This is a genomic window from Rhizobacter sp. P2_H3 (assembly GCF_056403355.1).
Genome location: NZ_JBFUFQ010000038.1, coordinates 11,731 through 37,564, shown reverse-complemented (window position 1 = coordinate 37,564; position 25,834 = coordinate 11,731). Strand labels below are relative to the sequence as shown.

The following is a 25,834-nucleotide window of genomic DNA, read 5'->3' as shown; positions in this document are numbered from 1 at the left end:
ATCGCAAGCCTTCCCGAGTTGTGTGCAACTGAAGCTCCAAGCCAAGCAGGAGGAGGCCGGTACCAGTTGTTCAGCCATTCCATGGATGAGCGTTGATGTCAACGCATTGACCATAGGCGAGGTTGCCAGAAAGACCCCCCGGGGTAATCCAGAGTGAGGGGCGCAGTCCCGGACAATTCTCACGCCCAATGCAATTCGATGATTGCCAGCTTCATCCGCAATGTGGCGGATGACATCACTGCGGAGACTGTGCTCGGCTGCAGCAATTCTCCAAGTGCAATGTCTCCATCAGCAGCCCCATGACCCGCCCCCACATCGTCTCCCTCGCCCTCGCCACATTCGCCACCACCGCCGTGCCCACACCGAGCATGGCCGCCGATCCCCCTGCCGAGCCCAATCCACCCAAGCCCACCGGCTCCATCGAAGACAGCGTCTGCCGCATCGTGTCCGAGCACATGGGCATCCCGCTCCAGCAGATCCAGCTGCAATCCCGATTCTTCGCCGACTTGAGGGCCGATTCGCTGGACCTGGTCGAGCTCATCATGGCCATCGAAGACGAGTTCGGCGTGGAGATGAGCGGCAGCGACTGTTCCGGCCTCACGACGGTCGGCACGGTCGTCGCGCATCTTCAGCAGCTCACGGCCCAGAAGCAGAAGGCTTGACGGAAAGGCGCGGAATGACTGAAGGGATCGTCCGCGAGTTGCAAAGCATCGTGCGCGGCCACGCACAGCTGGACACCGACGCGCACGGGCCGGAACTTCGCCCGGTGCTTCCCCGCGGCCCGCGCGGCGCCGCCATCTGCTTCGTCGGCAGGGATCCCGGCGAAAAGGAAGCGAAGTGCGGCCTCCCCTTCATCGGCGAGTCCGGGCAGCGTCTGCGCAATGGCTTGCTGGAGTTCTACGCACCGTCACTCCAGCCCAGCGAGCAAAGCAGGCTGGAGATCGGCGAGCGCTTCTTCTGGATGAGCACCGTGCCGTTCAAGCCCAAGGGCAACAAGCCCTGGAGCCAGGCGGTGCGGGTCGCGTGCCAGCCCTTGCTGCTGCAGTTCATGCACGACCAGTGGGGCGGCCGCGATGTCGTGACGTTCGGGACCGAGGCGTTCTTCTGGTTCGGGATCGGCCAGCCCGGCGAGACCCTGCAGAAGCTCAACGCCTTCTGGGACCAGGGCGACATCAAGTACGAGCGGAGCATCGACGTGCCGTTGCCCGGGCTGGCGCACACCGTGCGCCTGCACCCGATGCCCCACCCATCTCCGGCCAATGCGAAATGGCGCGCGCGATTCCCACAGCTGTTCAAGCAGCGGCTGTTGATGTTGAGGTAGTACAGGCGCGTCAGCCGTTCACCGGCCTGAAAAGCTGTGAGTCAGCATGCTCGATACCTCGGCGACGACGTCCTGGCACGGAGGTGAAACCCAGCTCATCAGCAGTTCACTGCGAGCCAGAACCTGCTTCGTGTCCATCGATTCCAAGGTGACTTGGAATCTGCGCACCTGGTCCTCCTTGACGGCGGGTGCCTCTTGTCGCACCCGAATGCGGTACTCGGACATCGGCTTGTCGATCGATGCGACCTGGGCCCGCCCGGCGTCGAGCGTGGTGCGATGGAATTCGGGAAGGCATTGGCCCGGGCGCTGGGGGTCAGGTCCTGCCTCGCAGGGGCGAAATCCGCTGGAGTGATGCAATGCCCACTCCACGGCCTCCACCTTCAGACCCTGGCAAGCAGGAGAACTCCTCAGCAGGCAGCCGACAAACCGATAGGTGATCTCGGGGCCGAACAGGTCGACCTCATCAATGAAGATCATCTTCGGCGAGCCCGTGTTGGCTACCTGGACGATCTGAGGTTGGGGTGCATGGGCTTTGCACGCGGCTTGAAACGAATCAATGGCAGCGCTTGTCGCCAGCTCGCGTTCCTTGTCCTTGGCTTTCTCGATCAGCGGATCGACATGGATTCCCCAAAGAATGAGCAGTGGCACGCTGAGGCGAACGGCCCAGGCAGCGAACCAAACGCCGCCAAAGCGGCGTCGCTTCCCGAAAAATGAGGCAATGCAGGCGATCAGCCAAACCAGGACGATCGCGACGGATCGAAGGAGGTCGGCCGCGATGCCCTCGCCCCCCATCGCCAGAGCCATGCCCGGCAGGAGCAGCAGGGCAGCCGAAAAGGTTCGACCGAAGGGAGGTACCGCCAAGAATTTCATCGGCACCTGCGATCGCCGTCGCAGCACTCCATGGCCGAGCGAAACCACATTCCTGTCATGAAAATCCCCCTCCTCGTTGTGCCGCGATCTTCTCATGTGGTGTGCGCCGGTCTCGGCGCTGTTCAGGCAGCGGCTCCCGGCCTTGTCATCGCAGGCCCCCGGCACCCGGATTGCCCCGAGCCGAGTCATGAAGATCACCGGCTCCTGTCACTGTGGCGCCATCCGGTACAGCGCGGAAATCGATCCGGCCCGCGTCACCATCTGCCATTGCACCGATTGTCAGAAGCTGACGGGCACCGCCTACCGGGTCTCTGTCGGCACGCGGCGCGAAAACTTCGTGCTCGAGCACGGCACGCCGAAGGTCTACATCAAGACGGCCGACAGCGGCGCCGAGCGCGCCCAGTCGTTCTGCCCCGAATGCGGCTCCCCGCTGTTCACCTACGACCTCGCGACCCCCGACACCTACGGGCTGAGAGTCGGCTGCATCGATCAACGCCGGCAGCTCGTGCCGAGCAAGCAGATCTGGTGCCGCTCGGCACTGCCGTGGGCCATGGACATCGCAGCGCTTCCCCGGCGAGAGGAGGAATGACTGCAGGCCGTGCATCGTCAGGCCGTTCACAGCTTCGGCTGGCCACCCCGCCGGCCACCATCGGCGCCCCAGAATCGATCGACCTCACCGCAGCAGGAGCACGCGACCATGCTGGATCGCCTCAATCGATCGCCCTCGCCCACCATCGGCTCACCCCGCTCCACCAGTCCGTCGGACAACACGGCCCCCACGCAGCGCCCGCGCGGCCCGAGCGGCCGCTCGCAGAGCCTGGGCCAGCTGGAAACCCTCACCAACCGCCCGCCGCCGGGCACCGCCCTGCGGCTCGGCGACATGGCGCCCCGGTCGCCGCTGCCGAATGCATCGGCGCGTGCGCGGCCCGAGCTCAACGAGCCCTGGCTGAACGGCACGCGCGACGGGCTGCTCAGCGAGCACCCGGATGCTGCAGCCGTCACGACGGCGCATCAGTCACTCACGCAGGCCGGCTACGAGTTCGTCGGCTACCACGGCACCCACCATGCGGCCGGCCAGTCCATCATCGGCACCGGCCTGGATCCGTCGCGCATCGGATCGAACAGCGGTACCGCCAAGGGCAGCGGCTTCTACGCGGCGCACCGGCGCGGCTATGCCGACGAGTGGGCCGAGGCGTCGACGCAGACGGGCGAGGTCCATCCGAGAACCTTCGAGCCGGAGCGGAACACGGGCGACGCAGGCATCGAGCGCGTGACGCGCGTCTACGCGCAAGGCATGTCGGCGATGCGCCCGGGCCGCGATGTCGCCTGGGGCCTGCACCCGTCAGCGGGTGACCCGCATGACGACAAGAAGCTCACCACGGGCCAGCCGTTGAACGTGCAAGCCGACGTCGGCGACCTCGAGGCCGTGTTCTCGCCGCAGGTCTACGGCAAGCTGGCCGCGATCCCGTCGCTCGGTGCGGACGGGGACGCCGCGGCCCAGCTGAACCAGGGCCGCGCCAAGTGGCCGCCGCACGAGGCGCCGTGACGAGCCTCAGGCCTGAAGCTCGGAATCTGTCGCGTCCACGGCAGCTTCGGCGGTGCCAGGACGAACGCCATCGAACGAGAGCTTGACATCCTTCGTCGTGCCACTGCAGTGGTAGCGAGCCACTTGCGCAACTCCCCTCTGATAGATGAAGTGCTGATGTCCTTGCGCGGAATCCCCCAGGGTCGCCTGGATCTCTACCCACAGCTCCGCGCCCTCGGGAACCCCATGGTCACCGGGGTCGCTGATGTTGGTCTCGCCGACAGGGAACGGAGTGCYGGTGGTCGCTGACGATATGCGCTGGCGGCCATCGCTGCGAAGGTAGTCGAAGCGCACCGTCACGAGGTACGCGCCCTTGTTGCGCACGGCCACCTTTCCGATGGGGACGGGGTTCTTCGCCAGCGCATCCAGATCCTGGGTGTGCCAGGTGCCGTCGAAGTACACATCGTGGACATGGCCGTCTTCCGCGACGAAGACGGCGTGCCAGTGCCCCTCGTGGGCGACGACACCCGGATCGCTCACGGCTTTCGGTGCAGAACTCTCGCGCGTCAGGTCGCGGTAGACCCAGGTGTCGTCCTGCGGCATCGACACGTCGGCAAGATGCCCTCCGGCGTCTCGGAAGACGATGTGCGGGCCCCTGTGATCGATGGCCGTGGGATCCCCGGCGGCTGCCACGGGGCATCCGCTGGCCACCGTCAGGTCTTCGTATCGCCAGCCGCCCTTGGCGAAATAGAGGCGCGCGATGTGATCGGCGCTGTCTCGATAGAAGCACTCGAGACGATTGTGGTACGCCAGAAAGACCGGCACGCCCTTGGCCCGCGGCGCCCGATTCTCCGGGGTCATCATGTCCTGCCGCACCCAGCCTTTCTTGTTGTCGTGATAGAAGTGGCCCAGCTGGCCGTCGCCTGCGCGGTAGGCCACGTGGAGTTGCTCATAGGCGTGGATGGCCGCCGGGTCTCCGTCAGCGTCAGGCAGGTTTCCCGGCACGACGGCCTGCATGTCTTCCCACACCCATTCACCCTTGCGGAAGTAGACGTGCGAGACGTGGTTGCGATCGTCGCGATAGAAGGCATGCAATTGACCCGGCGTGACGACCAACGAAGCGGCACCGATCGTCGCCCGCGCCTTGGCAAGCCCGGTCAGGTCTTCGTAGATCCAGCCTTCGTTCTCTCGGTAATACAAGTGGGACAGGCCGTTGCTCGCGGTGCGGTAGATCGCGTGCCACTGGTTGTCGGTCGCGATCGTGGTGAGCTCGCGGGCCGTTGTAGGCGTTCCCTTGACGCGGGCGGTGACGTCTTGCCTCATCCAGCCCGCCTGCCTGTCGTAGTAGTCGTCGAGGATCGAGCCGTCTGTGGTGACGTAGGCAACGTGCAGCTGCCAGTGATCGAAGATGGAAGCGGATGGCCGGCCAAGCGCGGTGGTCATGGAGTTCTCCCTGGGCTGTCGCACCAGAATCGGTGCGAATGCAAGTTACGCCCGATCCGAAGCCGGCCACATGCCGCGCGTTCCACCGGAACATGCCGGCCGTCTCAACTACGCACTCAAGGCCGGCTGCGGCATCGCGCTGGTGAGCTGCTTGATCCAGTGGACGGCCTCTGCATCGGGCCAGGGATGGCCATTCGCATGGCCGCGGGGCGGTGCGCCTGAAACCGCGGAAGCCGACAGCTCGCGGGCATCGCCCGGCGTGAGGCCGAACTCCCTTCGAAACGCCCGAATGAACGCAGCATCACCGGCGAATTGGCACTCGACAGCCACATCGAGAATTCGCCACGATCGAAAGGCGGGAGAGATGAGCATCGCAAACGCGCGCTGCAGGCGGCGCTGCTGGATGTAGTTCGCCGGGCTCGTCGTGCCGAACAGCCGATAGAGGCCGGCCCGCGATACGGCAAAGCGGCGGCACAGGCCCTCCACGTCGAGCGAATCCGATCCCAGGTTCTGTTCGATGAATTGCCTGACCTGGCTTTGCAAGGCCTGCTTGGTTCGGTGGAGGGGCGCCTGTGCGTCCGCGCCGTGTCCGCTGCTGCCCAGGACCAGCTGGGCAAGTGCTTGAACCGTGGCCTGGCTTTGTCCGTAAGTGAGGTCGCAGCCCCCTCTGCGCAGCCCCAGCAGATAGTCGCCGAGCAGCCGCCCATAGGGTGTGTCGTGTCCGAAGACGGCAAGCGATGGAAGTGGGGCCGTATTTGATGCCGCAGGCGCTACCAACACCCGCGGAAGCATGCAGGTCAGCACTTTCGCCGACCCATCCGCGCCCGGTCGTTCGCGGGTCTGATTGGGCTGCGCCATGTCGATGATGCTGACGTCCCCTGCGCGCTGGTGCAGCACGTGTTCCGCCTGCACGAACTCGGCACCCCCGGAAAGGTACATCGCCACCTGGAAGTGGTCGATGCCCCGTCCGACGTGCAGCGACGTTCTGTCGTACTTGAGCGTGCTCGATCGGTTCTCGAGCAGCAGCGCACCCGCGAGGTGCCAGGTGGTGGTCGCCACCTGGAAGTCGGCTACATCGCCCAGCATCGTCACGTCGCAGATGTCGGCCGTGAGCTCGCAAAAGCGCTGGAAGGCCTGTTGTGGCGATCCATAGACGGCGGTGGAGAAGTGGGTGGGGCCGCTGGCGACGGGAGGAGGAGTCGAAGGTGGCATGTTCGATCTGCAGTTCGCGAAGACGGATCGGCCTTACTGCTGCAGCGATTCAACTCTCCGCGGATCCAATTTCGGGGGGCGGTGTCGCGTGCGACCTTAGCCCAAAAGGAGCCCGTTCGCGCATCGGCGGGCGGCACTCGGTGTCACGAGGCTGCAATATCAGCACCAGGCTGATGTACGGTGGCGGACTTGATGGCTATCGTGGCGGCCATGAAAGCCCGTGATGTTCATGCCGGAGCCGTGCAGCGCCAGCGCGCCGAGGGTGAGGCAGTTGCCCGGTCCGCGCCGAGCGGGGCCCTGGTTCAGCGCGCCGCCTCGCACATCGACATCAACCAGTCACCGCGCATGCTGGCGCAGCGCCGGGCCTTGCATGCGATCTTTGGGCCGGCCATGGTGGCTCAACGCAAACCGGTGAAAGAGGGCGAGCAAGATCACTACCTCGATCCGGAGGTGTTCGGCACCCTGAAGCTGTTCCTGGTGGAGGGCTCGATGGGCGACGAAGTCGGCGTCGTGAGGTTCCGGCTCGGAACGACCGACAAGACTGCCGTCTGGGACCTGGCAAGCCAGCGCTACCTGTGGGACGAGTCCGAACACGCACCCAAAGCCGCCGATGCATCCGTCCCGGCGGGCACCGTGCTGGTTCATGGCACCACGGCCGCACGCTTCACGCTGGGCGACGAAGAGACCGTGGTGCTGGTGCCGAATGCGCCGGCATGGTTCTCTTTCGACGAAGAGTTCAGCCTGCAAGCGGCTGCCATCAAGTTCGAAGGAGAAGGATCGAAGCAGTTCCTGCACACCTTCAAGGCCAGGGCTCCTCTGGTCGTCAAGCAGTTCGAGGATTGGGAGCACCTGGACGGCACCCTCAGTCACCAGGGCCTGAAGTCCTTCGGCGGGAACGGCGACGTCGAGGCCAGGGGCGTCAAGGCGATGCATCCGGGCAGCGACGGCTATCTCGTCAAGAAGGACGGCGGGCGCGGTGAACCGGAGTTGGTGCTTTTCTCGGCAGGGCTGGGCAAGGTGAGGCGGACCCAGGTGCAGGAGTTCACCGCACACTCAGAACAGCGCACGGTGGAGGGTCCGCCGACCATCTTCCACAAGAAGGATGGCCAGCGAATTGGAGAGATGCTGGCCAGCGGCAATCCCGAAGACCGGTACGTGAAGCTGCTGAACGAAGACGAGATCTACCAGTTGGTGATCCGTGAAACCGGCAGGGCGAGAGAGTGGCTCCAGAGGCGGTGGTCCGACGACGTCCAGGAAATCGCTCGAGAAGAGAACATCGGCAAGCAGCGTCAGTTCATCGGCCTGTTGCTCCAGGAAGTGGCCAGCTGGGTGTGAGGGACCTGGCGAGTCAGCGGCTCGCCGCCTTGAGCAAGCGCGGCGACGCGGACTGGATCCCCGACAGTGCACTCGGAATCGGGTACACCACGAGCCGCTGGTTGCCGACCCAGAACAGCGTGTCGCCCAGCGGGCTGATCACGAAGGCGCCTCGCACGTCGCAGCCGTAGGCCGGCTGCGCTCCGCAATCCAGCGCCTGCGTCGTCACGGCGATCTGGCTCAGCTTCACCAGCGCCGAGGTGCCCGGCTGCACCTGGGTGGTGTCGTACACGTCGATGTGGTCGACGACCAGGCTGTTGTTGTTGGCCGTGACCAGCCGGTACAGCCGCGTGCCGTCGGGGGAGATGACGGCATTGGTGCCGATGGCCGAGCTGATGACTGCCGTGCCGATCAGGCTGAAGTTGACGCCGTCGTAGAGCGTCTCGTCATCGACGAGGGCCCTGCTGCCGGTCGCGTCGTAGGCGACGCTGCGGTACGGGTTGGGCAGCGTCGACGGGGAGCTCAGGCTCTCGGTCGCGGTCGTGTACAGGTAGCTGGGCAACCTCGGCGACAGCATCGGCGGGTTCAGCACGAACAGCTTCGAGCCATCGCCCGGCGCGTAGAACTCCGGCGAGTAGAGGCTGAAGTTCGAGCCGGGGATCGGCTGCACCCCGTAGCTGCCGCTGAGCATGTCGAAGTAGCCCATGTTCGACCACTGGCTGCCGCCGAACCACAGGCGCATGTCGCTGGTGGTCGCCATGCCGCGCGTGAAGTACTTCGAAGGCGACACCGACCCATCCATCTGCGCCGGCAGCGGGTAGGTGTTCTTCACCTGCAGCGTGTCCGCATCGACGGCGAGCAGGTTGCGCGTGCCCGAACCCACGTACAGCGTCTGCCGGTCCGGTGACATCGCCAGGTCGCCGATGGCCGCCACCGGCAGCCCGTCGACCTGCCACTGGCCGCCCGCATAGCGGAATCGCACCAAGGTGTTCTGATCGAGGTTGATGGCGTACAGCGCATTGCGCGTGGGGTCGAACAGCGCCGAGCGTTTCTCGCCGGCGTTGGCCGCCGTGCTCGCCGGCAGCACACCCCGCGTCGCGACGCCGATGGCACCGCTCCAGGCCGCGAAGCCCGCAGCGTTGGTCACCGACACCTTCGCACGGCCCGCCGCCAGCGCCGGGATCTCGAGCACGGCTTCGCGATCGCTGGTGACGGTGCCGGTGACGCCGGCAGCGCCTGCCACCTGGATGCGGCCGACGCCGGACAACTGCGACAGGCCGCGTCCGGTCACGCGCACGGTGGCCGGCTGCCCTGCCACGATCGTGGCGGGCCAGGTCGTGTAGATCTCGGGCAGGTGCTTGTTCAGCGTCACCGGAAGCACGGCATCGGTCAGGCCCGCCGCGTGGATCGTCACGTTGGCGGTGGTCGAGCCCCAGTTGGCGACCTCGCCCACGCGCGCCAGGTCAGCGTGGTACTGCAGCGTGCCGGCGCCGCCGCCGGCGGGGGTGTCGAGCACCAGCCAGGGCTGGTCGCTGCTGGCCGTCCAGGCGTGGCTCTGGCTGGTGTTGAAGGCCACGTCGGCGGTGCCGGTGAGCGTGGCCGTGTCGGCGGTCATGACGAGCTGGCCGGCTGCCGGGGCCTTGAAGCCCGAGCCGACCGTGAAGGCCACCGGAATGTCCAGGATCGGCGAAGAATTCCCCAGGTCGGCGAATCGCACCTGCACCGTGCCCTGGTAGCTGCCCGGCGCGAGAGACGCGGCCGTGGCCGCCACGCTGATGCCGCTTGACGAGACACGGGTGGCCGAGAGCCATCCCGAGCCCTTGATCGTGCTGCTCGAGACGACGAGGCGGTTGCCGGTGTCGGCCGGCGTGATGGCCAAGGGCTTCGCTGCGGCGGCATCGCCTTCGACGCCGCCGAGGGCCAGCGCCTTGCCGTCGATGTCGAATATCGCGTAGCTGTAGGGCATGGTCTGCGACCAGGCGACGTTCTTGCAGGCCGCGTCCGTGCACAGGCGGAAGACGAAGTTGCCGCTGCCCTGGCCCGCTGCTGCGGAGCTGAACCGGGTCAGCGTGACGCGCGCGGTCGTGTTGCCGGTGAGCGTGAACGTCGAGGCAAACTCCCCCGGCCGATCGGGAACGACCTCGGCGTAATAGGTGCCCGAGCCGTTGAGCAACGTGAAGTTCACGTTTTGCTGCGCGGCCGCTGTACCGGTGAAGCCGGCGAACTCGATGCTCGAGCGATCGCTGGTGACATTCACCTGGGAAGTGACGCCGCCGTCGCCCCCACCCCCGCCGCAAGACGCCAGCACCCATGCGCAGCACACCATGGCCGCGCGAAGCCACATTCCGCTCATGAAAAACCCTCCTCGTTATGCCGCGATCTTCTCACGCACCGGCGCGGCGATGCCCCCGGATCGCCGTCGGTGCAAACCCGAAACGCTCGCGGAACCGGATGGCGAAACGCGAGGCCGATTCGTAGCCCACTGTCAGCGCGATGTGCGCGACAGGCTGGTCGGTGGACTGCAGCAAGGTCATCGCACGCGACATCCGCACGTCGGCGAGCAGGTCGCCAAAGCGGGTGCCTTCGGCGCTCAGGCGCCTGCGCAACGTGGCTTCGCTGATCGACAACCGGTCGGCCACTTGCGGCACCGTCCACGCCTGTGCCGTGGAGGCGCCGAAGAGCGTTCGCAGCTCCGACGCGATCGTCGCCGCGCGCTGCGCCGCGAATCGAACGCCGGCGAGCGAGAGCCACACCAGCAGCTCTGCCAGCCGGTGCCGCGCCACCTCGTCGGGAACACCTGAGGGGTCGGCCACGGCCGCGACCGCCCGCTCCAATGCCGCAGCCAACTCGGCGCTGACCTGCTTGAGCACCTTGGCACCTGTCAGCGGCTGCTCTGCCGGCGATGTTGGTGCGAACTGCTCGATGACGGCCCGGTCCCACACCAGCCAGCGGGCTTCATAGAGCCTGGCCGCCGAGAGCCGGTTCGACACGTCGAACGATTGCCCACCGGCGATGGCGATGGCGTCGCCGTCTTCCAGCGTCCAGCGCTGCCCGCCGGATCGAAGCGATTTCGTGCCGTGCCGCACGAGGATCAGCGCAGGGCTGTCGACGACGACCTTGCTGAACCGCAGCGCGCTGCGCTGCACCACATTCGCGGTCAGTCCGACACCGGGGCGGGTGTGGAGGCTTCGTGTCGGAGCTATGGCTTCACCCGATAGATGGCGCAGAGCTTGTTGCCGTCGGGGTCTCGCACATAGGCGAGGTGATAGGCGCCGAGCGTGCCCTCGCGCAAGCCGGGTGGCTCCTCGATGGAGCTGCCACCGTGCGCCACGGCCACATCGTGGAAGGTTTGCACCTGCTCGGGCGATTCGCACCGGAACGCGATGGTGCCGCCATTCGCAAACGTGGCCGGCTCGTCGTTGATCGGCTGGCTGATCGCGAACGTGCTGCCGTTGTGGCGGTAGAAGAGCCGGGCGTGTCCCGAGCCCGCTGTGTTGGGCGCCGGCTCACCGGCGCCCAGGACGCTCAGCACGGCGTCGTAGAACTGCTTCGAGCGCTGGAGGTCGTTGCTGCCGACCATGATGTGGTTGAACATGTCGTCTCCTTGTGGGCACAGTGTAGGAGCCGAACCAGGGTGGGATGTGGGCGGAATCAGTCAGGTTTGGTGCGGAAACGATCAATCACGAACCTGATCCCGTTGAACACCAGCACCACCTTTGTCGCGCCCGTTGCGTCCGGCGGAGTGGATCTCGAAGCCGGGTTTCGAGGCCGTTCGTCGATAGAGGTACGGCGCCCCCCAGGGGTCGTTCGGCAATCTGTCGAGGAGGGGCCGCGAGCTGCTGACCAACACCGCGAGCCCCTGCGCCTCGGTGGGGATGTCGCCGTTGTCCTGCCGGTAGAGCTCGACGGCCTGCGAAAGGTTGGCGATGTCGATCCGGCCTTCCATCAGACGGTACCCGCGGTGGTCGATCCTTGACAAGGGTCCCAGCATCAAACCGGCCAAGGCGCCGAACGCAATCACGGCGGCTGTCAGTGTCGATCGGCGCATGGGTGTCGATGTGGCGTTGGAGGAGCGGATCTCGTGGCGGCGAGCCTATCGCATTCAAGGCCGCGGCCCGATCGGCCGCCGATTGCCTGTAGATTCCGTGTCCGCATGAGCCCCATCGCCCCGACAACGCCATTCCGCAGGCGTCGCATCGTCTGCGCCATCGCATGGATCGGTTGCGTGCCCGGCCTGTTCGGCTATGCGCTGCTGTCGCTGATGATGTTCGACTCCCCCGGCAGAAGCGATGCATGGGGCATCGCGTTCGTGTACGTGAGCGTCGTTTGCGGCTGGTTCGCGTGGGGCGTGCTGGTTGTCATGAGCCGGGCGTGGATCGCCGATCGGCCTTGCACTCCGGTTCTTCCGATTGCAGGGACCGCGGCGGTCGGCATCGCGATTGCGCCGCTGGCTTCGCATTGGATGCCACTCGTGCTGGTGTCACCGGGCGTATTGCTGGCCTGCTGGCTCGTGTTCTGGCAGCTGAGGGCCGCAGCCCGGCAGTCGGCAAAGGCGGCAGCACCATGAAACCTGCATTGCTTCGAGCTGACCCGGCTCGCCGCGCTGCTCTTCACGTCGACGGCCGCAGCCGCCATTCCCCGCCCGAGCGTGGCCGCCGCCACATCAACCAAGGCAAGCATGGACATCGCCAAGCGCAACCAACTGATCCAGCAACTTTCCGCCCAGCCGGAGCCGCAACTGGTCGCCATCGAAACCTTCTTCGACGGCAATGACGATCTCGGCTCCATCGGATGCAACCTGGCAGAGCATCCCGGCATGGACGCCTTCAGGCAGACCTTCGCACGCATTGCCCGCCGGCATGACGTGGAGGCGATCTACACGCGGATTGCAGAGCTGGATCCCGGCGACGATTGCTGGCCCTTCACCGACACCGTGTTCGTCGTCGGCACGATCCACCCCGACGAACTCGAAGCGGAGTTGTCAGCGCTCCAGCCCGATGAGGTGAGCGGCGTGGAAGCCTCGCAAGTGCCCGACACGCTCGCCCGGAAGCAAGCGTTGCCGGTGCTGTCCGCGTGGTGGGATTGAATGCCGGTGCACGAGCTGGCCGCCAGACGAATGCGCGTGCCCGACCGGCCTTGAATCTCAGAACTGCACCATGCCGGCCCCGCACGGGCCCTTGTAGACGGCGTCCGTGCTGCTCAGCTGGGTGAACTCCACGCCGTCCTTGCGGTGCACGCGGGACTCGAGCTCGTTGTGGATGGTCGTGGCGGTCAGTGAATTGCGCACCGCGCTTCGTATCGTGAAGCCCTGTGACGACGTGCAGGTGACGCTCCACTGGGCTGAATTGCCGGACCGGTTGTAGTTGCCCGCCACGCAGGCCAGGTCGTCGGCCGTCTTGTTGTCGCGCGCGGCGAGCAGATAGGGGTCGCTGGCGACGAACTCGGCAGTCAGGCATCGCTCCGAGCGGGAGTCGGACACCTCTTTCTCTGTCTTGCCATCGGGCAGGATGTTGACGATCTTCGTGTGGAACGCCCAGCCGCCCGGCTGCAAGGGAGACTGCGATTGCGCCATGGCCGGTGCGGCGAGCAACAGCACGATCAGCGAGACAGAGCCGATGCCGAGAACTCGAGAAGGGCAGGAATGCATGACGGATGCAAGGCGATTGAAATGCGTGCCGGCGATGGTACTGACCTCAAGACTTGGGTTTCCCACGCACGAGCCTTGAGAACAGGTACTTCACCGAGATCGCCAGTGGCACGCCCAACAGCAGCAATGCGGGGACGCCAATGACCGCCACCCGAGTCCAGAATGCGCCCGGAGACTCCGACCGCTGAACGGTGCGCTTGAACATCGTCGTTGCCTGGCCCTCAGAGACACCTGTGGTGATGATGTGGGCCGCACCCCACAGGAACAGGATTCCCAGACCCACCGTCATCAACGCGGATGCAACTTCGGCCACGCGAGGAAAGCGCCGTCTCGTGGCGAAGAGCACCACCATCGAAATGACAGCCACGGCAAAGGCCGGGGCGACGAGATAGTCGAGAAACATGCACAGGATCGCCACCACTGAAGCCGCTGCGATGGCCAGCACAACCGCGATGGCGATGGCCTGAAAGCGTGGGGCCTTGACAGGCGCAGTTCGGGTGGCGGGCAAGAGCAGCGACAGCGATGAAGCCAGCACGATGATGGTGAAGAACAGAACGATCGGCCACCACGTTCGCAGGTGCAGCGCTGCCGCCCCGGCGCCCAGGAGGCCTGGCAGGCTCAAGACGCCGAGAAGGAGCGGGATGCCGGTGTCCCGGTGCGACAGGCCCTTGCATTCGGTGCACCGAACCGGCGAAGACTCGGTGGACAGGGCGAGCGTGAGCCAGGGCAAACTCTCGGACTGGCAATGAGGGCAGCGGCGCATTGATATGCTCTGATGCGTTGTAGAAGAGAACACGATATGTCCAACACGCAATACGCATTCATCGACAGGGCCCGTGTGCCGGATCGCGCCGCGCTGCAGTCGTCGATCGATGCCCTGGGCTTCGACCTGAAGCTGCATCCCGAATTCTCGCCGTTCTCGGATTCAGGCTTCCTGCCCTTCGTGCTCAATGGCGAAGAAGGCCCGGGGTTCGAGATTTTCTACGAGCCCACCGACGATGTCGTCGGCGGCGACAAGTTGTTCCGCGCCCTGGCCGACGGGCGCGACTACTGCATCGGCATGTCCTGGCGCGGCGACATGAAGGACCTGGCCTGCGTGATGATCGTCAGCTGTGCGCTGACGAAAGACTTCGGCGCCATCGTCTCATTCGAAGGCGACGACCCGGAGCCGCTCGAAGACATGCTTGAGGCCACGCGAGAGATCATTCGCGATGCGGAGAGTGGCGAGTAGGCCGGCGGGCCATCCACCAGCTGCGGATGCCGTAGAACGCGCCAATGCTCAGCGGGCAGGCCCACAGGATGCCGTGCATTCCAACGCCGATGGGCCACGTTGCCGCCACGCCCAGCACGAAGTACGAGGGCAATGCCAGGGGCCTTCTTCCCCAGGCCCATGCGCGACACAGCTCGATCACCACCAGGACCACGAGAACCAGGACGGCCAGCAGAGCCGCGAGTGAGATGCCGGTACCCGGGGCCATGTCGGGCAGGTAACCGATGGCGGCGTTCGATGCCCGGCTGACGTTGGCGGAGTGAACGGCCGGGACGAGGGCTGCCAACCAGGCACCTGCGCACAGACACAGCAGGCGGAGCGCAGCGCGGATGACGGCGCTGAAGTGGGCGAGGAGGATCATGGCGCAGCGGCGCCCAGCCCCAATCTGCGATCCGCGATGTGCCTCAGCCTGGCCCCGAGCGCCGCACCGCACACGGCGCCGAGTGTCAGGGCCGCTACCGGCCAGAGAAGCACCACGGCCGTGGCCCGAAGCTCTGCGGCCCAGGTGCCGCCTCCGGGGGAGAGCAGGCAGTCAGCCGCCAGAACAAGCGCTTCGATGCCCGCGCCGACAAGTGCCAGGCGAACTTGCCGGCCCCGCGTGCCATAGCCGATCACGAACCAGCAGATGGCGGATGGGACGCCCCAGGCCAGGAGCGCGATGGGCGCCTGGGCCGCAAGGGCGGTGAGGCCGAAGACCCGTGGGTCCACGCGGCCGGCGACGGCGCCCGTCAGGTAGAAGCCCGCGCAGACCAGCCCGGCTGCGACGACGCAGAACGAAGCGATCTGTGCGGAACGGTTCATGGGGCCTCAGGAGCAGGCGGGCGCAGCCCGTATCGCGTGCTCCGCCCCGGCAAAGATCTCGGCGACAGCCTGATTGCCGTCCACCCGGATCGCGAACTGCTTGTCGCCCGAAACGAGCACGATGCTGCGGTTGTTCGGATCGTTGGAGGCGTGCTGCTGGCCCTCCTCGATGCGCGAGCCCAGCGAGCGCCGAACCTTGTCGAGGCTCGACCCCACCCGGATGCCCGAAGGCGTGACCACGTTCGACTCGCGCGTCTCGATCCGCACGATCTTCTGGTCTTCCGTCATGAACCGGAGTTCTTCGGACGCGCTGTAGTAGCTGCAGCCGACCTTCGCGACGCCTTTGGGGTTGGGCAGGTTCTTGCGCCCCAGCTTGGTCAGCAGTTGATGGGCCTGCGCAATGGGCATGCCGATCTGGACGGGGCCGTACGAGTTCATCGTGAGGACCAGGTCGGCCGCGAATGCGCTGGAGGCCACGAGCAACGGGGCTGCGACAAGTGTCGACAGGGCAAGGATTCTCATGATCTTGAGGGTGTCTGTTGATACAGGACGTCAGTCCGAAGAACGTATTTGATGCCGGAGCGGACCATCGCCCCCTGGTGGCGCAGCCGGTGCGGGAAGCCCAGAGCCATGCCTTGCACGGGCTTGACGGTTTCCCAGCCGAAGTCGGTGTTCCCGCCTTCGAAGTCATCGTTGAGGTAGATCATGAAAGTCAGGACGCTCTCGCGATCCGGCCCCAGCCTCACCGTGCCGTCGAGGTGCCAGGTGAACTGCTGGCTCTGGTCATACCGGTAAAAGCGAAATCGCTCATTGAAGCCGCTGAGGCACCAGCCGTCGAGTTCGGCCGGCAGCAATGCACCGGCGCGCGAGAAGAGGGAGCCGGCCAGCTCGCCGTCGTCGAAGATGATGCGATCGTTGTTTCGCGCATCCTTGTACACGAGGTCGCCGTCGGCAGTCCGGATCGCCGCTTCCGAATAGCCGATGCGCTCGCTGCGCGCGATGAAGCTCGCACATTCTTCGGGCGTCAGGAAGCCCGGGATCGTGAAGACGCCGGCGCCAAGGCGATGGAGGGTCACTGTGCTCCTGGGTCTCTGGGATGCTCGGGGCCGGATTGTCTCGCAATCGGAGAGGAGAAGCGTTCCGCCAGCGCCCGCTCCGCATGAACCCGCGCCGCCTCCACCGCCTCGGGCCCGGCACCGGTGCCTTCCACCGAGAAGAAGCGCAGGTCGTGCAGCCCGATGGTGCCCAGGATCAGCCTGAGGTACGGCGTCAGGAAATCCGGCTGGCGCGCGTGCTCGCCCGAGAACCGCCCGCCCGATGCGATCGCGATGAACACCGGCCGGTCGCGCAATGCACCCGCCTTGCCCTGTGCCGTCACGTTGAAGGTCCGCCGCGCCCGCACCACGTGGTCGATCCACGCCTTCAGCGCCGACGGCACGCCCAGGTTGTGCATCGGCGTCGCGATGACCAGCACGTCGGCGCGCTCCAGCTCCCGGATCAGCACATCGGACAGCGCGATGGCCCCGAGCGGCGACACCTCGGCCGTGGCCGAGTGCTGCGCCTGCGCGTAGTTCGCGTCGACATGTGGCAGGCTGCCGTCGCCGGTCCATGATGGACGCATGAATGCCCCGCCCGCCAGCACCCTCCCGCCCCTGGACCCCTCGGCGGCCGAGCCCTACTACCGCCAGATCTACGACCGCTTCCGTGCCGCCATCGCCGCCGGCGTGTTGAAGCCCGGCGACCGCATCCCGTCAGCCCGCGCGCTGATGAAAGAGCTCGGCCTGGCGCGCGGCACCATCGAGTCGGCCTACGGCCTGCTGGTCGCCGAGGGCTAAATCCAGGCCCGCGGCCAGGCCGGCACCGTCGTCTCGCCCGACCTGAAGCCGCGCGCGCCGCTGCCGCAAACGCCAGCGCCTGCCAGCCCCCGCCCGGCCGAGCCCAGCTTCCGGCCCGACACCACGCTGCCGTTCCAGATGGGCCTGCCCGCCCTCGATGCCTTCCCGCGCAAGATCTGGGCGCGCCTGGGCGCGCGCTGCGTGCGCGCGATGCAGCCCATCGACATGGCGCATCCCTCGGTGTACGGCCTGCCGGCGCTTCGCACCGAGATCGCCGCCTACCTGCACCTGTCGCGCGGCGTCAGCTGCTCGCCGTCGCAGGTCTTCGTGACCACCGGCTACCGCCACACTCTGCAGTTGATCGGCCAGGCCCTGTTCAAGGCCGGCGACCGCGTCTGGCTCGAAGACCCCGGCTACCCGCCCACGCGCGAGCTGCTGCAGCACATGGGCATCACGGCCGCGCCGGTGCCGGTCGATGCCGACGGCATCGTGGTCGACGAAGGCCTGCGGCGCGCCCCGCGCGCGCGGGGCGCGATCGTCACGCCGTCTCATCAGGCCCCGTTGTGCGTATCGCTGGCGTTGCCCCGGCGGCTGGCGCTGCTCGACTGGGCGGCGCGCAGCAAGGCCTGGATCGTCGAGGACGACTACGACGGCGAGTTCCGCTACGTCAGCCGCCCGCTGCCCGCGCTGCAAAGCCTCGACCGTGACGGCCGCGTGCTCTACGCCGGCACCTTCAGCAAGCTGCTGTTCCCGAGCCTGCGGCTGGCCTGGCTGGTCGTGCCGCCGGCGCTGGTCGAACGCTTCGAGCAGATCAGCCAGGCCTTCGCAGGCGGCAGCCCGCAGCTGAGCCAGGCCATCGTCACGGCCTTCATCACCGAAGGCCATTTCGCGCGCCACATCCAGCGCATGCGCCGGCTCTATGCCGAGCGCCGCGAAGCCGCCGTGGCCGGGCTCGAGAGCGTGCTGGGCCGGCACCTGCGCATCGACCCGCAACCCGGCGGCATGCACCTGATCCTGCGGCTGCAGGCCCGGCGCTCCGATCGCAAGCTGTCGACGCGCATGCGCGAGGCCGGTCTCTTCGCCGAGGCCCTGACCGACTGGGCTTTCGACCGCGACGGCCCGCCGGCGCTGCTGCTCGGCTTCACGAACATCGATTCGCGGCGCACTGCCGAGAACCTCGCGAGGCGCATCGTCGACCTGCTCTGATCATGGCCCAGTCGGCAAGGCAATTCTTGGCTATTCTGGGGTGGGCCAAGACGGCGCACGATGGCGTCTTTCCATCACACGACATGCAAGGATCGTCATGAGCCACCGCCTCGATTACGCCAAGGCTGCCCCCGAGGGCTACAAGGCTTACTTCGGCGTCTACACCGCCGTCCAGAAAAGCGGCCTGCCGAAGGAACTGATCGACCTCGTCTACCTGCGCGTCTCGCAGATCAACGGCTGCGCGTTCTGCATCGACATGCATTCGCGCGACTTGCTGAAGTCAGGCCTCGCCGTGGACAAGCTGGTGCTGGTGCCGGGATGGCGCGAAGGCGGCGCGTTGTTCAGCGTCCGCGAACGCGCCGCGCTGGCATGGGCCGAGACCGTGACCCGCGTCGCCGACACCGGCGTGCCCGATGCCGAGTACCGGGCCGCCACCGCCGAGTTCAACGAGAAGGAGCTGGCCGACCTCACCTACGCCATCGGCCTGATGAACGCCTTCAACCGCCTCGGCGTCGCGTTCCGCGCGACCCCCGCCGCAGCGGCCCAGGCGGCCTGACATGGCCTGGCTGCTGCTCGTCATCGCGGGGCTGCTCGAGATCGCGTTCGCCTGGGGCATGAAGTCGTCCGAAGGCTTCACGCGGCTGATGCCGTCGCTGCTGACGGTGGCTACCGGGCTGACCAGCGTCGTGCTGCTGTCGCTCGCGATGCGCACGCTGCCGATGGGCACCGGCTACGCGGTCTGGACCGGCATCGGCGCAGCCGGCACGGCGATCGTCGGGATTGCGGCGATGGGCGACTCGGCGGCACCGCTGCGCGTGCTGTGCATCGCGCTGATCCTGGCCGGGGTGATCGGGCTGAAGCTGGTCGTCGACTGATGTCGAATGGCGATGGCGGTCGTTATCGCAAGGTTCGGACCTGGTGGAACCACTTCGCCACGCTGGGTGTGAACAACAGGGCACAGCCAGCAACCATCAGGCCGAGACCGATTCCGTCCCGGGCGAGTTCGTAGGCGACGGCGTCGGTAACCTCGGAAAGCGGGAACCTGGACGCATAGCCATACAGGGGTGACGCAATCAACACGGCGGCCACATACCGCGCCCAGTTGGCCCCGCGTGCCAGTAGCCATAGAAGGGGTGCTTCCAACAGCACGACGCCGAACGAGGCGACCACCAAGGACGAGTAATCTTCGGCAGGCCGGTAGTGCTTGAGCAACCAGACATGAGCGAGAGTCAGCAGAAGGTTGCCGATCATCTCGAATGCCAGCAACCCGATGCCGACCTTGAGCAAACGCGGTCGTTGGGGGCGTGGTACCGGCTCGATGGTGAGAGAGGCTTCTGGCGGGTGATAGGGATTCATGCGGTTTCATCGGTCATGGCGCGGTGCCCGGCGGGCAGAATACGCGGTCTTCGTCCGTGGAGTCCGCCTTGAGAACCCTTCCCCTGCTTCTTGCGCTACCCGCCGCGCCGCTTTTCGTGGCCCGCACCCAGTGAGCCGCATCAACGCCAAGGCGGTGGCGCTCGGCTTCCTGCTGACGATCGGGCTCGACATGCTGCTCGGCATCGGGCTGCTGTTGATGCACAGCGACGAGGTCACCGTCACCGGCCGCTCCGCCGAGCAGGTGTCGCAAGACCTGGCGGCGGTCACCAGCAGTCCGAGCTTCCTGCTGTTCAACATCGTCTTCGGCAGCCTGACGACGATGGCCGACGGTTTTGTCGCAGCACGACTGGCGAAGCGCTATCCCTATTTCAACGGGTTTGCGGTTGGCGTGCTCGGCTTGGCCTTCGGGCTGCTCTTCTGGGGCGACCAGCCGCTGTGGTTCAACCTGTTCGCGCTGGCTACCGTGATTCCCACGGCGGTGCTCGGCGCGCACATCGCGGTGCGCTCAGTTGCACCGCGCGATCAGTGACTGGTCGACGTTGTAGTGCCGCTCAGCTGAGACCGACCCGCCCGGCCAGCGCGACCGCATCCGCACCCGCCGGGTAGCGCATCCGCCCGCTCGCATCATTCGCGGCGCGCCACACTGCGTCGGCCACATCGGCCGCGGTGGTCACCGCGCCCGGGTTGCCGAGCGACGCGAAGATCGCCTGCGCGAACGGCGCATAGGCCTCGGGGATCAACCCCTGCATACGCTCGGATCCGTTCTCGGTGAAGCGCGTGCCGGGCCCGTACCCCGGCTCAACCAGCTTCACGCGGACGTTGAACGGCTCCAGCTCCAGCGCGAGCGAGGTGCTGAAGCCCTGGATCGCCGTCTTGCTCGCGGTGTAGGCCGCGACGAGCGGCATCGGCACCATCGTCACGGTCGAGGTCACGTTGATCACCAGCCCGGCGCGGCGGCTGCGGAACTGCGGCAGCACGGCCTGCGCCATTGCCATCATCCCGAAGGTGTTGGTCTCGAAGATGTCGCGCACGGTCGACATCGGCGTCACCTCGAACGCGCCGAACAGCCCGACGCCGGCGTTGTTCACCAGCACGTCGATCGGCCCGGCGGCGTCGAGGGCGGCGGCGATGCTGCCGGGCCGCGTCACGTCGAGCGGCAGCACGCGCAGGCGCTCGCCGGTGGGCAGCACATCGGTGCGGGGCGTGCGCATCGTGGCGATCACGGTCCAGCCTTGCGCGTGGAAGTGGCGGGCGGTCTCGAGCCCGTAGCCGGACGAGCAGCCAGTGATCAGGACGGTTTTCATTCGGTGCCTCGGTGGTGTGTTGACGATGACGGAACGATACCGACGAGAGTCAGGACTCTCTACAATCAACAGTCCGATATTCGTTTGCAGGAGTCCGGCCATGGTGGATCCGCTGGCAGAGGTGATCGCGCTGCTGCGGCCGCGTGCGGTGTACTCCAAGGTGATCAGTGGCGCAGGCGCATGGGCGGTGCGCTATTCGAGCTTCGGCCAGCCGAGCTTCTGCACGATGCTCGAGGGCGAGTGCCTGCTGGCCGTCGACGGACAGGAGCCGATCACGCTGGCGGCCGGCGATTTCCTGCTGATGCCGGCCACGCCCGGGTTCACGATGTCGAGTGCCGCGCTGGCGGCTGCGGTCTTCGTCGATCCCCGGGCCCAGCCGGCGCCCGAAGGAGAGATCCGCCATGGCCGGCGTGGCGGGCCGCCGGAGGTGCGCATGCTCGGCGGGTACTTCGCGTTCGATTCACCGGATGCGGCCTTGATGGTGTCGCTGTTGCCCAGCGTGCTGCATGTGCGCGGCGTCGAGCGGCTGCCGTTGCTGGTGCAGCTGGTGCGGGGCGAATCGATCGAGCAGCGACCGGGCCGCGAGCTGATCCTGTCGCGGCTGGTCGAGGTGCTGCTGATCGAGGCGCTGCGCTCCGCGCCCGGCGACACGGCACCGCCGGGCCTGCTGCGCGCGTTGGCCGATGCGCGCCTGGCCACGGCGATCCGCGACATGCATGGCGAGCCCGCACGCGCGTGGACGGTGGATGAACTCGCGAAGCGGGCCGCTCTGTCGCGCTCCGTCTTCTTCGAGCGCTTCTCGCGCGCGGTGGGGCTGTCGCCGATGGCCTACCTGCTCGGCTGGCGCATGGCCCTCGCGAAGGACCTGCTCGGCCGCAGCGGCGTCGCGATGGCCGAGGTGGCCGAACGCGTCGGCTACAGCTCGGCCAGCACCTTCAGCACGGCCTTCAGCCGGCACGTGGGGCAGGCGCCGGGGCGGTATGCGCGGCTGCAGTCGGCGGCGCAGCAGGGCTGAGGTCGAACAAGGCCGCTGCGACTGAACGCGGTTTGCGCTGAAGCGATGGTCGCTATGTACCGGTCGTCAGCAAGAGGGCCTGGCGATAGGCTTCGCCGCGCCGACGGCAGTGGGGTCGGATCTCAACCACATCGTCTGTACGTCATTGACGTGCATACGTCTGAGACGTACATTCCCAATGTTCACTTTTGCCGAGACCCCGACCTTTGTCGCTGAAGCAGACAAGGTATGGACAGAAGAAGAGCGGATCGACTTCTTTCGCTGGCTCGCAGCCAATCCGGAGGCGGGCGATCTGATTCCAGAGAGTGGGGGATGTCGGAAAGTGCGCTGGTCGCGCGCCGGCATGGGCAAGCGAGGTGGCGTCAGGGTCATCTACTTCGTTCGTTTGGCGTGCGGCGAAATCTGCCTACTGCTGGTGTATGCGAAGTCAGTGCGAGACAACATTCCCGCCCACTTGCTCAAGGCGATACGAGAGGAGATCGAACATGGTTAGTCGTCCTTCTTCGAAGCGAACATCCTCCGGTGAGGCTCTGGGGCTCAAGCTGTTGCAGTCAGTGCGCGAAATGAAGGCGGGCAGCGCTGCGCGCACGACGAAGGTTGAGCCGAACGAAGTGGTGCAGGCGCGTGAAAACACAGGCTTGTCGCAAGCCCAGTTCGCCGAGGCGTTGAGCATTTCCAAGCGCACGCTGCAGGAGTGGGAGCAAGGGCGTCGATCGCCATCGGGTGCTGCCCAGACCTTGATTCGCATTGCGATGAAGCATCCGGAGATCGTTCGCGAGGCACTTGCGTGAACGGGAGCCAGGTCATGCGGATGTTTCTGCGGTTCGCCGCTCCGCTTGCCCTCGTCAGCGGCGTGCTGCTGACCCCCTCCGCGCACGCCGATTCATCGCCCCCCGCCCGCATTCAGGCGCGGGCCAGCGAGAACGGCCAGTTCGTCGTGCGCGTCGTTCCAGGCAAGAGCATGGGCGATGTCTACGGCTACGGCGGCAGGCCCACGGGGCCGTTCGCGATGGCAGAGTGGCATCGGTTCGACGGCGTGTCGTATCGAAAGGTCCACACGACCTTCCTGTTGAACCCCATCGCGCCCATCAACATGGAGTTCACCAACCAGGGCGTGCTGGTCACCCTCGACAACTGGCACAACCGCGGGATCGGAAACATCCTCGTCATCTACGCGGCGAATGGAGACGTCATCAAGAAGTACACGTTGACGGACCTGTACTCGCTCGAAGACACCAAGCGCTTCCAGACCACGGCGTCGTCGATCCACTGGCGCTGCCAGGGCGTGTCGACGGTGCTGGAATCAGACAAGGAGCTGGTGATCGACGACAGCATCGGCGGGCGATTCATCGTCCAGCTGGACACCGGCGCCTTCCAGTACCTGCGGCAAGGCGGCAGTTGCCGGTGACGGCACGGCCCTGCGCGCCGGCCCCCGCTCCCCCACCCGCGACGCGCTCGGCGGGTGCCCGATCACCCGCTTGAACGCCCGGCTGAACGACGCCTCGGAGTCGTAGCCGAGCCGGTCGGCCGCCACCGCGATGCGCATGCCGTCGTTGGCGATCCAGTGGCGCGCCTGGAACATCTTCACCTTGGCGACGTACTTCGCCGGGCTCTCGCCCATCGTGCGCGTGAAGGCCTCGGCAAAACTGGAGCGCGACGAGCCCATCAGGTCGGCCAGCATCGGCACGCTCCAGTCGCGCTCGGGTTGCGCATGGATCGCCGCGATCACCTTGCCGATCTTCGGGCAGCGCACCGCCGCGATCCAGCCGGTGGAGTCGCTGCAGCCACATTCCACCCACGCGCGGATGATGCTGGCCGCCAGCACGTCGGCCAGCCGCGCGAGGATGCCGCAGGCGCCGATGCGGTCGAGCGCCACCTCGCGTTCCATCGCCTCGAGCAGCGCCGGCACGGTGACGTCGCGCGTCGCGAGGTCGCCCGCGTGCATCACGTCCGGCATCATCGTCAGCAGCGGGTGCAAGGGGTCGAGGTTGAAGCGCAGCGCGCCGCAGAACATCACGTCGGGCGGCACCGCGCTGTCGGCCTCGCCGCTTGGCACCGCCGGCCCGATGTTCTCGGCCCCCACCAGGTAGATGTTGTCCGAGACCGCCACCCGCGCCAGCGAATCGATGTCCACCGCCGGCACGTCGGGCGCGCTGGCCAGGATGTGGAAGCTGCCGCGTGGCAGCAGCACCGCATCGCCGGGGTTCAGCCGCTTCCAGTCGGTCGACGGGGTGCGCAGCCAGCTGCCGCCGCTGCCGACGAAATGAAAGCGCGCCGCGCGCTGCGCCGGAAACGCCACCGCCCACGGCGCCCGCATCACGCAGCGGCCGTACTCCACGCCATCGAGCCGCAGCCCCAGCAGGATCTCGGTCAGTTGATCTCGGTCGGACAAAAAGTCATTCATTTCGGCTCTTCCGGCATTCAAACGCCGAGATCCTAGCCATAAGCTGTGTTCCCAGTCCACCACAAGGCCTTCTCCCGGCCTGCGCAACGTGTCTTCTGCCCCGATCGCACTTCCAGATTCCCCTGCCGGCCATGCCGACTGGTTCGCCATTGCGTCGCTGACGCTGGGCGTGTTCGGTCTCGTCACGGCCGAGTTCCTGCCCGCGAGCCTGCTCACCGCGATGGCCGCCGACCTGGGCGTCACCGACGGCGCGGCCGGCCAGGCCGTCACGGCCACGGCGCTGGTCGGCGCGGTGGCCGCACCGTCGATCCCGCTGCTGACGCGCCGCATCGACCGCCGCATCGTCATGCTGGCGCTCACCGCGCTGCTGATGCTGTCCAACCTGATCGCGGCCACCGCCACCAGCCTGCCGGTGCTGCTGGTGGCGCGCGTGATGCTGGGCATCGCGCTGGGCGGCTTCTGGTCGATGTCGGCGGCGCTGGCGCTGCGGCTGGTGCCCGAGGCGCAGTTCGCGCGCGCGATGTCGGTGATCCTCACCGGGGTCTCGGTCGCCACCGTCGGCGCCGCGCCGATCGGTGCGTGGATGGGCTCGGTGTGGGGCTGGCGCAGCGCGTTCGTCGCGGCCGGCGTCGTCAGCGTGCTGACGCTCGCGGTGCAGCTGTTCGCGTTGCCGGCGCTGCCGCCGCGCGACAACCCGAGCCTGCGCGTGCTCGGCGAGCTGCTGCGGCGCCCGCCGGTGCGCGTGGCGCTGCTGGCCGTGCTGCTGGTGGTGTCGGGCCACTTCGCGGGCTTCACCTACATCCGCCCGCTGATGGAGCACGTCACCCACCTGTCGGTGAGCGCGGTCTCGGCGGTGCTGCTGGGCTACGGCATCGGCGGCTTCTTCGGCAACTTCGCCGGCGGCTGGATCGCGCAGCGCAGCGAGCGCCATGCCATCGTGGCGGGTGGCGTGCTGATCGCGCTGCTGGCGGCCACGCTGCTGGTCGGCGGCAGCTCGTCGTGGGTCACCGCGATTGCCGTGCCGCTGTGGGGCTTCGCGTTCGGCGCGTTCCCGGTGGGCTTCCAGACCTGGATCGTGCGGGCTGCGCCCGACCAGGCCGAAGGGGCCGGTGGCCTGCTGGTGGCGGCGTTCCAGATCGCGATCGCGAGCGGTGCCATCGGCGGCGGGCTGCTGGTCGACCACATCGGCGCGCTCGGCGGGCCGGCCTTCGCGGTGGCGGCGCTGACGCTGGGCACCTTGCTGACGCTGCGCCACGGGCCGCGGCCGGTGCGGGCCTGATCGAGGGGCCA

33 protein-coding genes and 1 pseudogene are annotated in these 25,834 nt (G+C 66.9%); 17 read left to right on the top strand and 17 right to left on the bottom strand.

What is annotated here, in order from left to right; genetic code table 11:
• Nucleotides 1-299: 299 nt before the first annotated feature.
• Nucleotides 300-662, top strand: a complete 363-nt coding sequence (gene acpP / locus AC1D1T_RS10425) for an acyl carrier protein (RefSeq protein WP_477826102.1) — start codon at nucleotides 300-302, stop codon at nucleotides 660-662.
• A 14-nt stretch (nucleotides 663-676) separates the two neighbouring features.
• On the top strand, nucleotides 677-1,321 hold the full coding sequence (locus AC1D1T_RS10420; RefSeq protein ID WP_477826101.1) for a uracil-DNA glycosylase family protein: 645 nt from the start codon (nucleotides 677-679) through the stop codon (nucleotides 1,319-1,321).
• 18 nt (nucleotides 1,322-1,339) lie between these two features.
• On the opposite strand, the gene AC1D1T_RS10415 is transcribed toward AC1D1T_RS10420, so the two are convergent.
• Nucleotides 1,340-2,389, bottom strand: a complete 1,050-nt coding sequence (locus AC1D1T_RS10415; RefSeq protein WP_477991850.1) for a hypothetical protein — start codon at nucleotides 2,387-2,389, stop codon at nucleotides 1,340-1,342.
• Between AC1D1T_RS10415 and AC1D1T_RS10410 the strand changes: the two genes are divergently transcribed.
• Complete coding sequence (locus AC1D1T_RS10410; RefSeq protein WP_477826099.1) at nucleotides 2,379-2,780, top strand: GFA family protein; 402 nt, start codon at nucleotides 2,379-2,381, stop codon at nucleotides 2,778-2,780. The genes AC1D1T_RS10415 and AC1D1T_RS10410 overlap by 11 nt on opposite strands.
• Before the next feature lie 108 nt (nucleotides 2,781-2,888).
• Nucleotides 2,889-3,737, top strand: coding sequence for a poly(ADP-ribose) polymerase family protein (locus AC1D1T_RS10405; protein ID WP_477826098.1), 849 nt, complete (start codon nucleotides 2,889-2,891; stop codon nucleotides 3,735-3,737).
• A 6-nt stretch (nucleotides 3,738-3,743) separates the two neighbouring features.
• Here AC1D1T_RS10405 and AC1D1T_RS10400 read toward each other — a convergent pair whose 3' ends face one another.
• Complete coding sequence (locus AC1D1T_RS10400; RefSeq protein ID WP_477991849.1) at nucleotides 3,744-5,159, bottom strand: hypothetical protein; 1,416 nt, start codon at nucleotides 5,157-5,159, stop codon at nucleotides 3,744-3,746.
• Between the two features lie 108 nt (nucleotides 5,160-5,267).
• Nucleotides 5,268-6,371, bottom strand: coding sequence for a helix-turn-helix domain-containing protein (locus AC1D1T_RS10395; RefSeq protein WP_477991848.1), 1,104 nt, complete (start codon nucleotides 6,369-6,371; stop codon nucleotides 5,268-5,270).
• A 210-nt stretch (nucleotides 6,372-6,581) separates the two neighbouring features.
• On the opposite strand from AC1D1T_RS10395, the gene AC1D1T_RS10390 reads away from it, so the two are divergent.
• Entirely contained in the window at nucleotides 6,582-7,706 is a 1,125-nt protein-coding gene (locus tag AC1D1T_RS10390) for a hypothetical protein (RefSeq protein WP_477827944.1), read from the top strand.
• Nucleotides 7,707-7,719: 13 nt separating this feature from the next.
• On the opposite strand, the gene AC1D1T_RS10385 is transcribed toward AC1D1T_RS10390, so the two are convergent.
• The 4 genes from AC1D1T_RS10385 to AC1D1T_RS10370 all read right to left on the bottom strand — a co-directional run bounded on the left by AC1D1T_RS10385 (nucleotide 7,720) and on the right by AC1D1T_RS10370 (nucleotide 11,733).
• Nucleotides 7,720-10,038 (bottom strand): hypothetical protein, encoded by a 2,319-nt coding sequence (locus tag AC1D1T_RS10385; protein ID WP_477991847.1) that lies wholly within the window; start codon nucleotides 10,036-10,038, stop codon nucleotides 7,720-7,722.
• A gap of 31 nt (nucleotides 10,039-10,069) precedes the next feature.
• On the bottom strand, nucleotides 10,070-10,834 hold the full coding sequence (locus AC1D1T_RS10380) for a helix-turn-helix transcriptional regulator (RefSeq protein ID WP_477826804.1): 765 nt from the start codon (nucleotides 10,832-10,834) through the stop codon (nucleotides 10,070-10,072).
• A gap of 50 nt (nucleotides 10,835-10,884) precedes the next feature.
• Nucleotides 10,885-11,280 (bottom strand): VOC family protein, encoded by a 396-nt coding sequence (locus AC1D1T_RS10375; RefSeq protein ID WP_477826803.1) that lies wholly within the window; start codon nucleotides 11,278-11,280, stop codon nucleotides 10,885-10,887.
• Between the two features lie 81 nt (nucleotides 11,281-11,361).
• Nucleotides 11,362-11,733, bottom strand: a complete 372-nt coding sequence (locus AC1D1T_RS10370; RefSeq protein ID WP_465110540.1) for a type II secretion system protein GspG — start codon at nucleotides 11,731-11,733, stop codon at nucleotides 11,362-11,364.
• Nucleotides 11,734-11,838: 105 nt separating this feature from the next.
• Between AC1D1T_RS10370 and AC1D1T_RS10365 the strand changes: the two genes are divergently transcribed.
• Both AC1D1T_RS10365 and AC1D1T_RS10360 read left to right on the top strand, forming a co-directional pair.
• The gene (locus tag AC1D1T_RS10365) at nucleotides 11,839-12,252 is read left to right on the top strand and encodes a hypothetical protein (protein WP_477826802.1); all 414 of its coding nucleotides are present in this window, start codon (nucleotides 11,839-11,841) and stop codon (nucleotides 12,250-12,252) included.
• 111 nt (nucleotides 12,253-12,363) lie between these two features.
• On the top strand, nucleotides 12,364-12,771 hold the full coding sequence (locus tag AC1D1T_RS10360) for a hypothetical protein (protein ID WP_477826801.1): 408 nt from the start codon (nucleotides 12,364-12,366) through the stop codon (nucleotides 12,769-12,771).
• 57 nt (nucleotides 12,772-12,828) lie between these two features.
• Here the strand turns inward: AC1D1T_RS10360 and AC1D1T_RS10355 are convergent, their stop codons facing one another.
• Complete coding sequence (locus AC1D1T_RS10355; RefSeq protein ID WP_477826800.1) at nucleotides 12,829-13,398, bottom strand: DUF3617 domain-containing protein; 570 nt, start codon at nucleotides 13,396-13,398, stop codon at nucleotides 12,829-12,831.
• A complete protein-coding gene (locus AC1D1T_RS10350) occupies nucleotides 13,379-14,062 on the bottom strand; it encodes a hypothetical protein (RefSeq protein ID WP_477826799.1) in 684 nt (227 codons plus the stop codon). Before AC1D1T_RS10350 ends, AC1D1T_RS10355 begins: the two co-directional genes overlap by 20 nt.
• A 69-nt stretch (nucleotides 14,063-14,131) precedes the next feature.
• On the opposite strand from AC1D1T_RS10350, the gene AC1D1T_RS10345 reads away from it, so the two are divergent.
• On the top strand, nucleotides 14,132-14,563 hold the full coding sequence (locus AC1D1T_RS10345; protein WP_477826798.1) for a hypothetical protein: 432 nt from the start codon (nucleotides 14,132-14,134) through the stop codon (nucleotides 14,561-14,563).
• Here the strand turns inward: AC1D1T_RS10345 and AC1D1T_RS10340 are convergent.
• From AC1D1T_RS10340 to AC1D1T_RS10320, 5 genes are read right to left on the bottom strand one after another with little or no spacing between them, the layout of a single operon-like run.
• A complete protein-coding gene (locus AC1D1T_RS10340) occupies nucleotides 14,535-14,963 on the bottom strand; it encodes a hypothetical protein (RefSeq protein WP_477991846.1) in 429 nt (142 codons plus the stop codon). The two genes, AC1D1T_RS10345 and AC1D1T_RS10340, sit on opposite strands and share 29 nt — an antisense overlap.
• The gene (locus AC1D1T_RS10335; RefSeq protein WP_477826491.1) at nucleotides 14,960-15,403 is read right to left on the bottom strand and encodes a hypothetical protein; all 444 of its coding nucleotides are present in this window, start codon (nucleotides 15,401-15,403) and stop codon (nucleotides 14,960-14,962) included. The genes AC1D1T_RS10340 and AC1D1T_RS10335 overlap by 4 nt, the downstream gene beginning before the upstream one ends.
• A 6-nt stretch (nucleotides 15,404-15,409) precedes the next feature.
• On the bottom strand, nucleotides 15,410-15,925 hold the full coding sequence (locus AC1D1T_RS10330; RefSeq protein ID WP_477826492.1) for a hypothetical protein: 516 nt from the start codon (nucleotides 15,923-15,925) through the stop codon (nucleotides 15,410-15,412).
• Nucleotides 15,922-16,479: a 2OG-Fe(II) oxygenase gene (locus AC1D1T_RS10325; protein ID WP_477826493.1), complete on the bottom strand. Its 558-nt coding sequence runs from the start codon at nucleotides 16,477-16,479 to the stop codon at nucleotides 15,922-15,924. Before AC1D1T_RS10325 ends, AC1D1T_RS10330 begins: the two co-directional genes overlap by 4 nt.
• Nucleotides 16,476-17,024, bottom strand: a complete 549-nt coding sequence (locus AC1D1T_RS10320; RefSeq protein WP_477826494.1) for an FMN-dependent NADH-azoreductase — start codon at nucleotides 17,022-17,024, stop codon at nucleotides 16,476-16,478. Before AC1D1T_RS10320 ends, AC1D1T_RS10325 begins: the two co-directional genes overlap by 4 nt.
• Between AC1D1T_RS10320 and pdxR the strand changes: the two are divergent.
• The 3 genes and pseudogenes from pdxR to sugE all read left to right on the top strand — a co-directional run bounded on the left by pdxR (nucleotide 17,023) and on the right by sugE (nucleotide 19,319).
• Nucleotides 17,023-18,444: pseudogene (gene pdxR / locus AC1D1T_RS10315) on the top strand (MocR-like pyridoxine biosynthesis transcription factor PdxR). The gene AC1D1T_RS10320 and the pseudogene pdxR overlap by 2 nt on opposite strands.
• 97 nt (nucleotides 18,445-18,541) lie before the next feature.
• Nucleotides 18,542-19,000: a carboxymuconolactone decarboxylase family protein gene (locus AC1D1T_RS10310; protein WP_477826495.1), complete on the top strand. Its 459-nt coding sequence runs from the start codon at nucleotides 18,542-18,544 to the stop codon at nucleotides 18,998-19,000.
• A 1-nt stretch (nucleotide 19,001) separates the two neighbouring features.
• Complete coding sequence (gene sugE, locus AC1D1T_RS10305; RefSeq protein WP_477826496.1) at nucleotides 19,002-19,319, top strand: quaternary ammonium compound efflux SMR transporter SugE; 318 nt, start codon at nucleotides 19,002-19,004, stop codon at nucleotides 19,317-19,319.
• Nucleotides 19,320-19,341: 22 nt separating this feature from the next.
• On the opposite strand, the gene AC1D1T_RS10300 is transcribed toward sugE, so the two are convergent.
• Nucleotides 19,342-19,800, bottom strand: a complete 459-nt coding sequence (locus tag AC1D1T_RS10300; RefSeq protein WP_477826497.1) for a hypothetical protein — start codon at nucleotides 19,798-19,800, stop codon at nucleotides 19,342-19,344.
• Between the two features lie 130 nt (nucleotides 19,801-19,930).
• Between AC1D1T_RS10300 and AC1D1T_RS10295 the strand changes: the two genes are divergently transcribed.
• Nucleotides 19,931-20,350 carry a hypothetical protein gene (locus tag AC1D1T_RS10295; protein ID WP_477826498.1) on the top strand — a complete coding sequence of 140 codons (420 nt, stop codon included), beginning with the start codon at nucleotides 19,931-19,933 and terminating at the stop codon, nucleotides 20,348-20,350.
• A 22-nt stretch (nucleotides 20,351-20,372) separates the two neighbouring features.
• Here AC1D1T_RS10295 and AC1D1T_RS10290 read toward each other — a convergent pair whose 3' ends face one another.
• Entirely contained in the window at nucleotides 20,373-21,125 is a 753-nt protein-coding gene (locus tag AC1D1T_RS10290; RefSeq protein WP_477991845.1) for an SDR family oxidoreductase, read from the bottom strand.
• A gap of 100 nt (nucleotides 21,126-21,225) precedes the next feature.
• Between AC1D1T_RS10290 and AC1D1T_RS10285 the strand changes: the two genes are divergently transcribed.
• The 4 genes from AC1D1T_RS10285 (at nucleotide 21,226) to AC1D1T_RS10270 (ending at nucleotide 23,548) form a co-directional block, all read left to right on the top strand.
• Complete coding sequence (locus tag AC1D1T_RS10285) at nucleotides 21,226-22,140, top strand: AraC family transcriptional regulator (protein ID WP_477827373.1); 915 nt, start codon at nucleotides 21,226-21,228, stop codon at nucleotides 22,138-22,140.
• 178 nt (nucleotides 22,141-22,318) lie between these two features.
• Entirely contained in the window at nucleotides 22,319-22,633 is a 315-nt protein-coding gene (locus tag AC1D1T_RS10280) for a transcriptional regulator (RefSeq protein WP_477827372.1), read from the top strand.
• Nucleotides 22,626-22,931: a helix-turn-helix domain-containing protein gene (locus AC1D1T_RS10275; protein ID WP_477827371.1), complete on the top strand. Its 306-nt coding sequence runs from the start codon at nucleotides 22,626-22,628 to the stop codon at nucleotides 22,929-22,931. The genes AC1D1T_RS10280 and AC1D1T_RS10275 overlap by 8 nt, the downstream gene beginning before the upstream one ends.
• Nucleotides 22,932-22,945: 14 nt before the next feature.
• The gene (locus AC1D1T_RS10270) at nucleotides 22,946-23,548 is read left to right on the top strand and encodes a hypothetical protein (protein WP_477827370.1); all 603 of its coding nucleotides are present in this window, start codon (nucleotides 22,946-22,948) and stop codon (nucleotides 23,546-23,548) included.
• Here the strand turns inward: AC1D1T_RS10270 and AC1D1T_RS10265 are convergent.
• A complete protein-coding gene (locus tag AC1D1T_RS10265; protein ID WP_477827369.1) occupies nucleotides 23,444-24,544 on the bottom strand; it encodes an AraC family transcriptional regulator in 1,101 nt (366 codons plus the stop codon). The genes AC1D1T_RS10270 and AC1D1T_RS10265 overlap by 105 nt on opposite strands.
• Before the next feature lie 88 nt (nucleotides 24,545-24,632).
• Here AC1D1T_RS10265 and AC1D1T_RS10260 point away from each other — a divergent pair, with 88 nt between their 5' ends.
• Nucleotides 24,633-25,823, top strand: a complete 1,191-nt coding sequence (locus AC1D1T_RS10260) for an MFS transporter (protein ID WP_465110555.1) — start codon at nucleotides 24,633-24,635, stop codon at nucleotides 25,821-25,823.
• Nucleotides 25,824-25,834 lie beyond the last annotated feature (11 nt).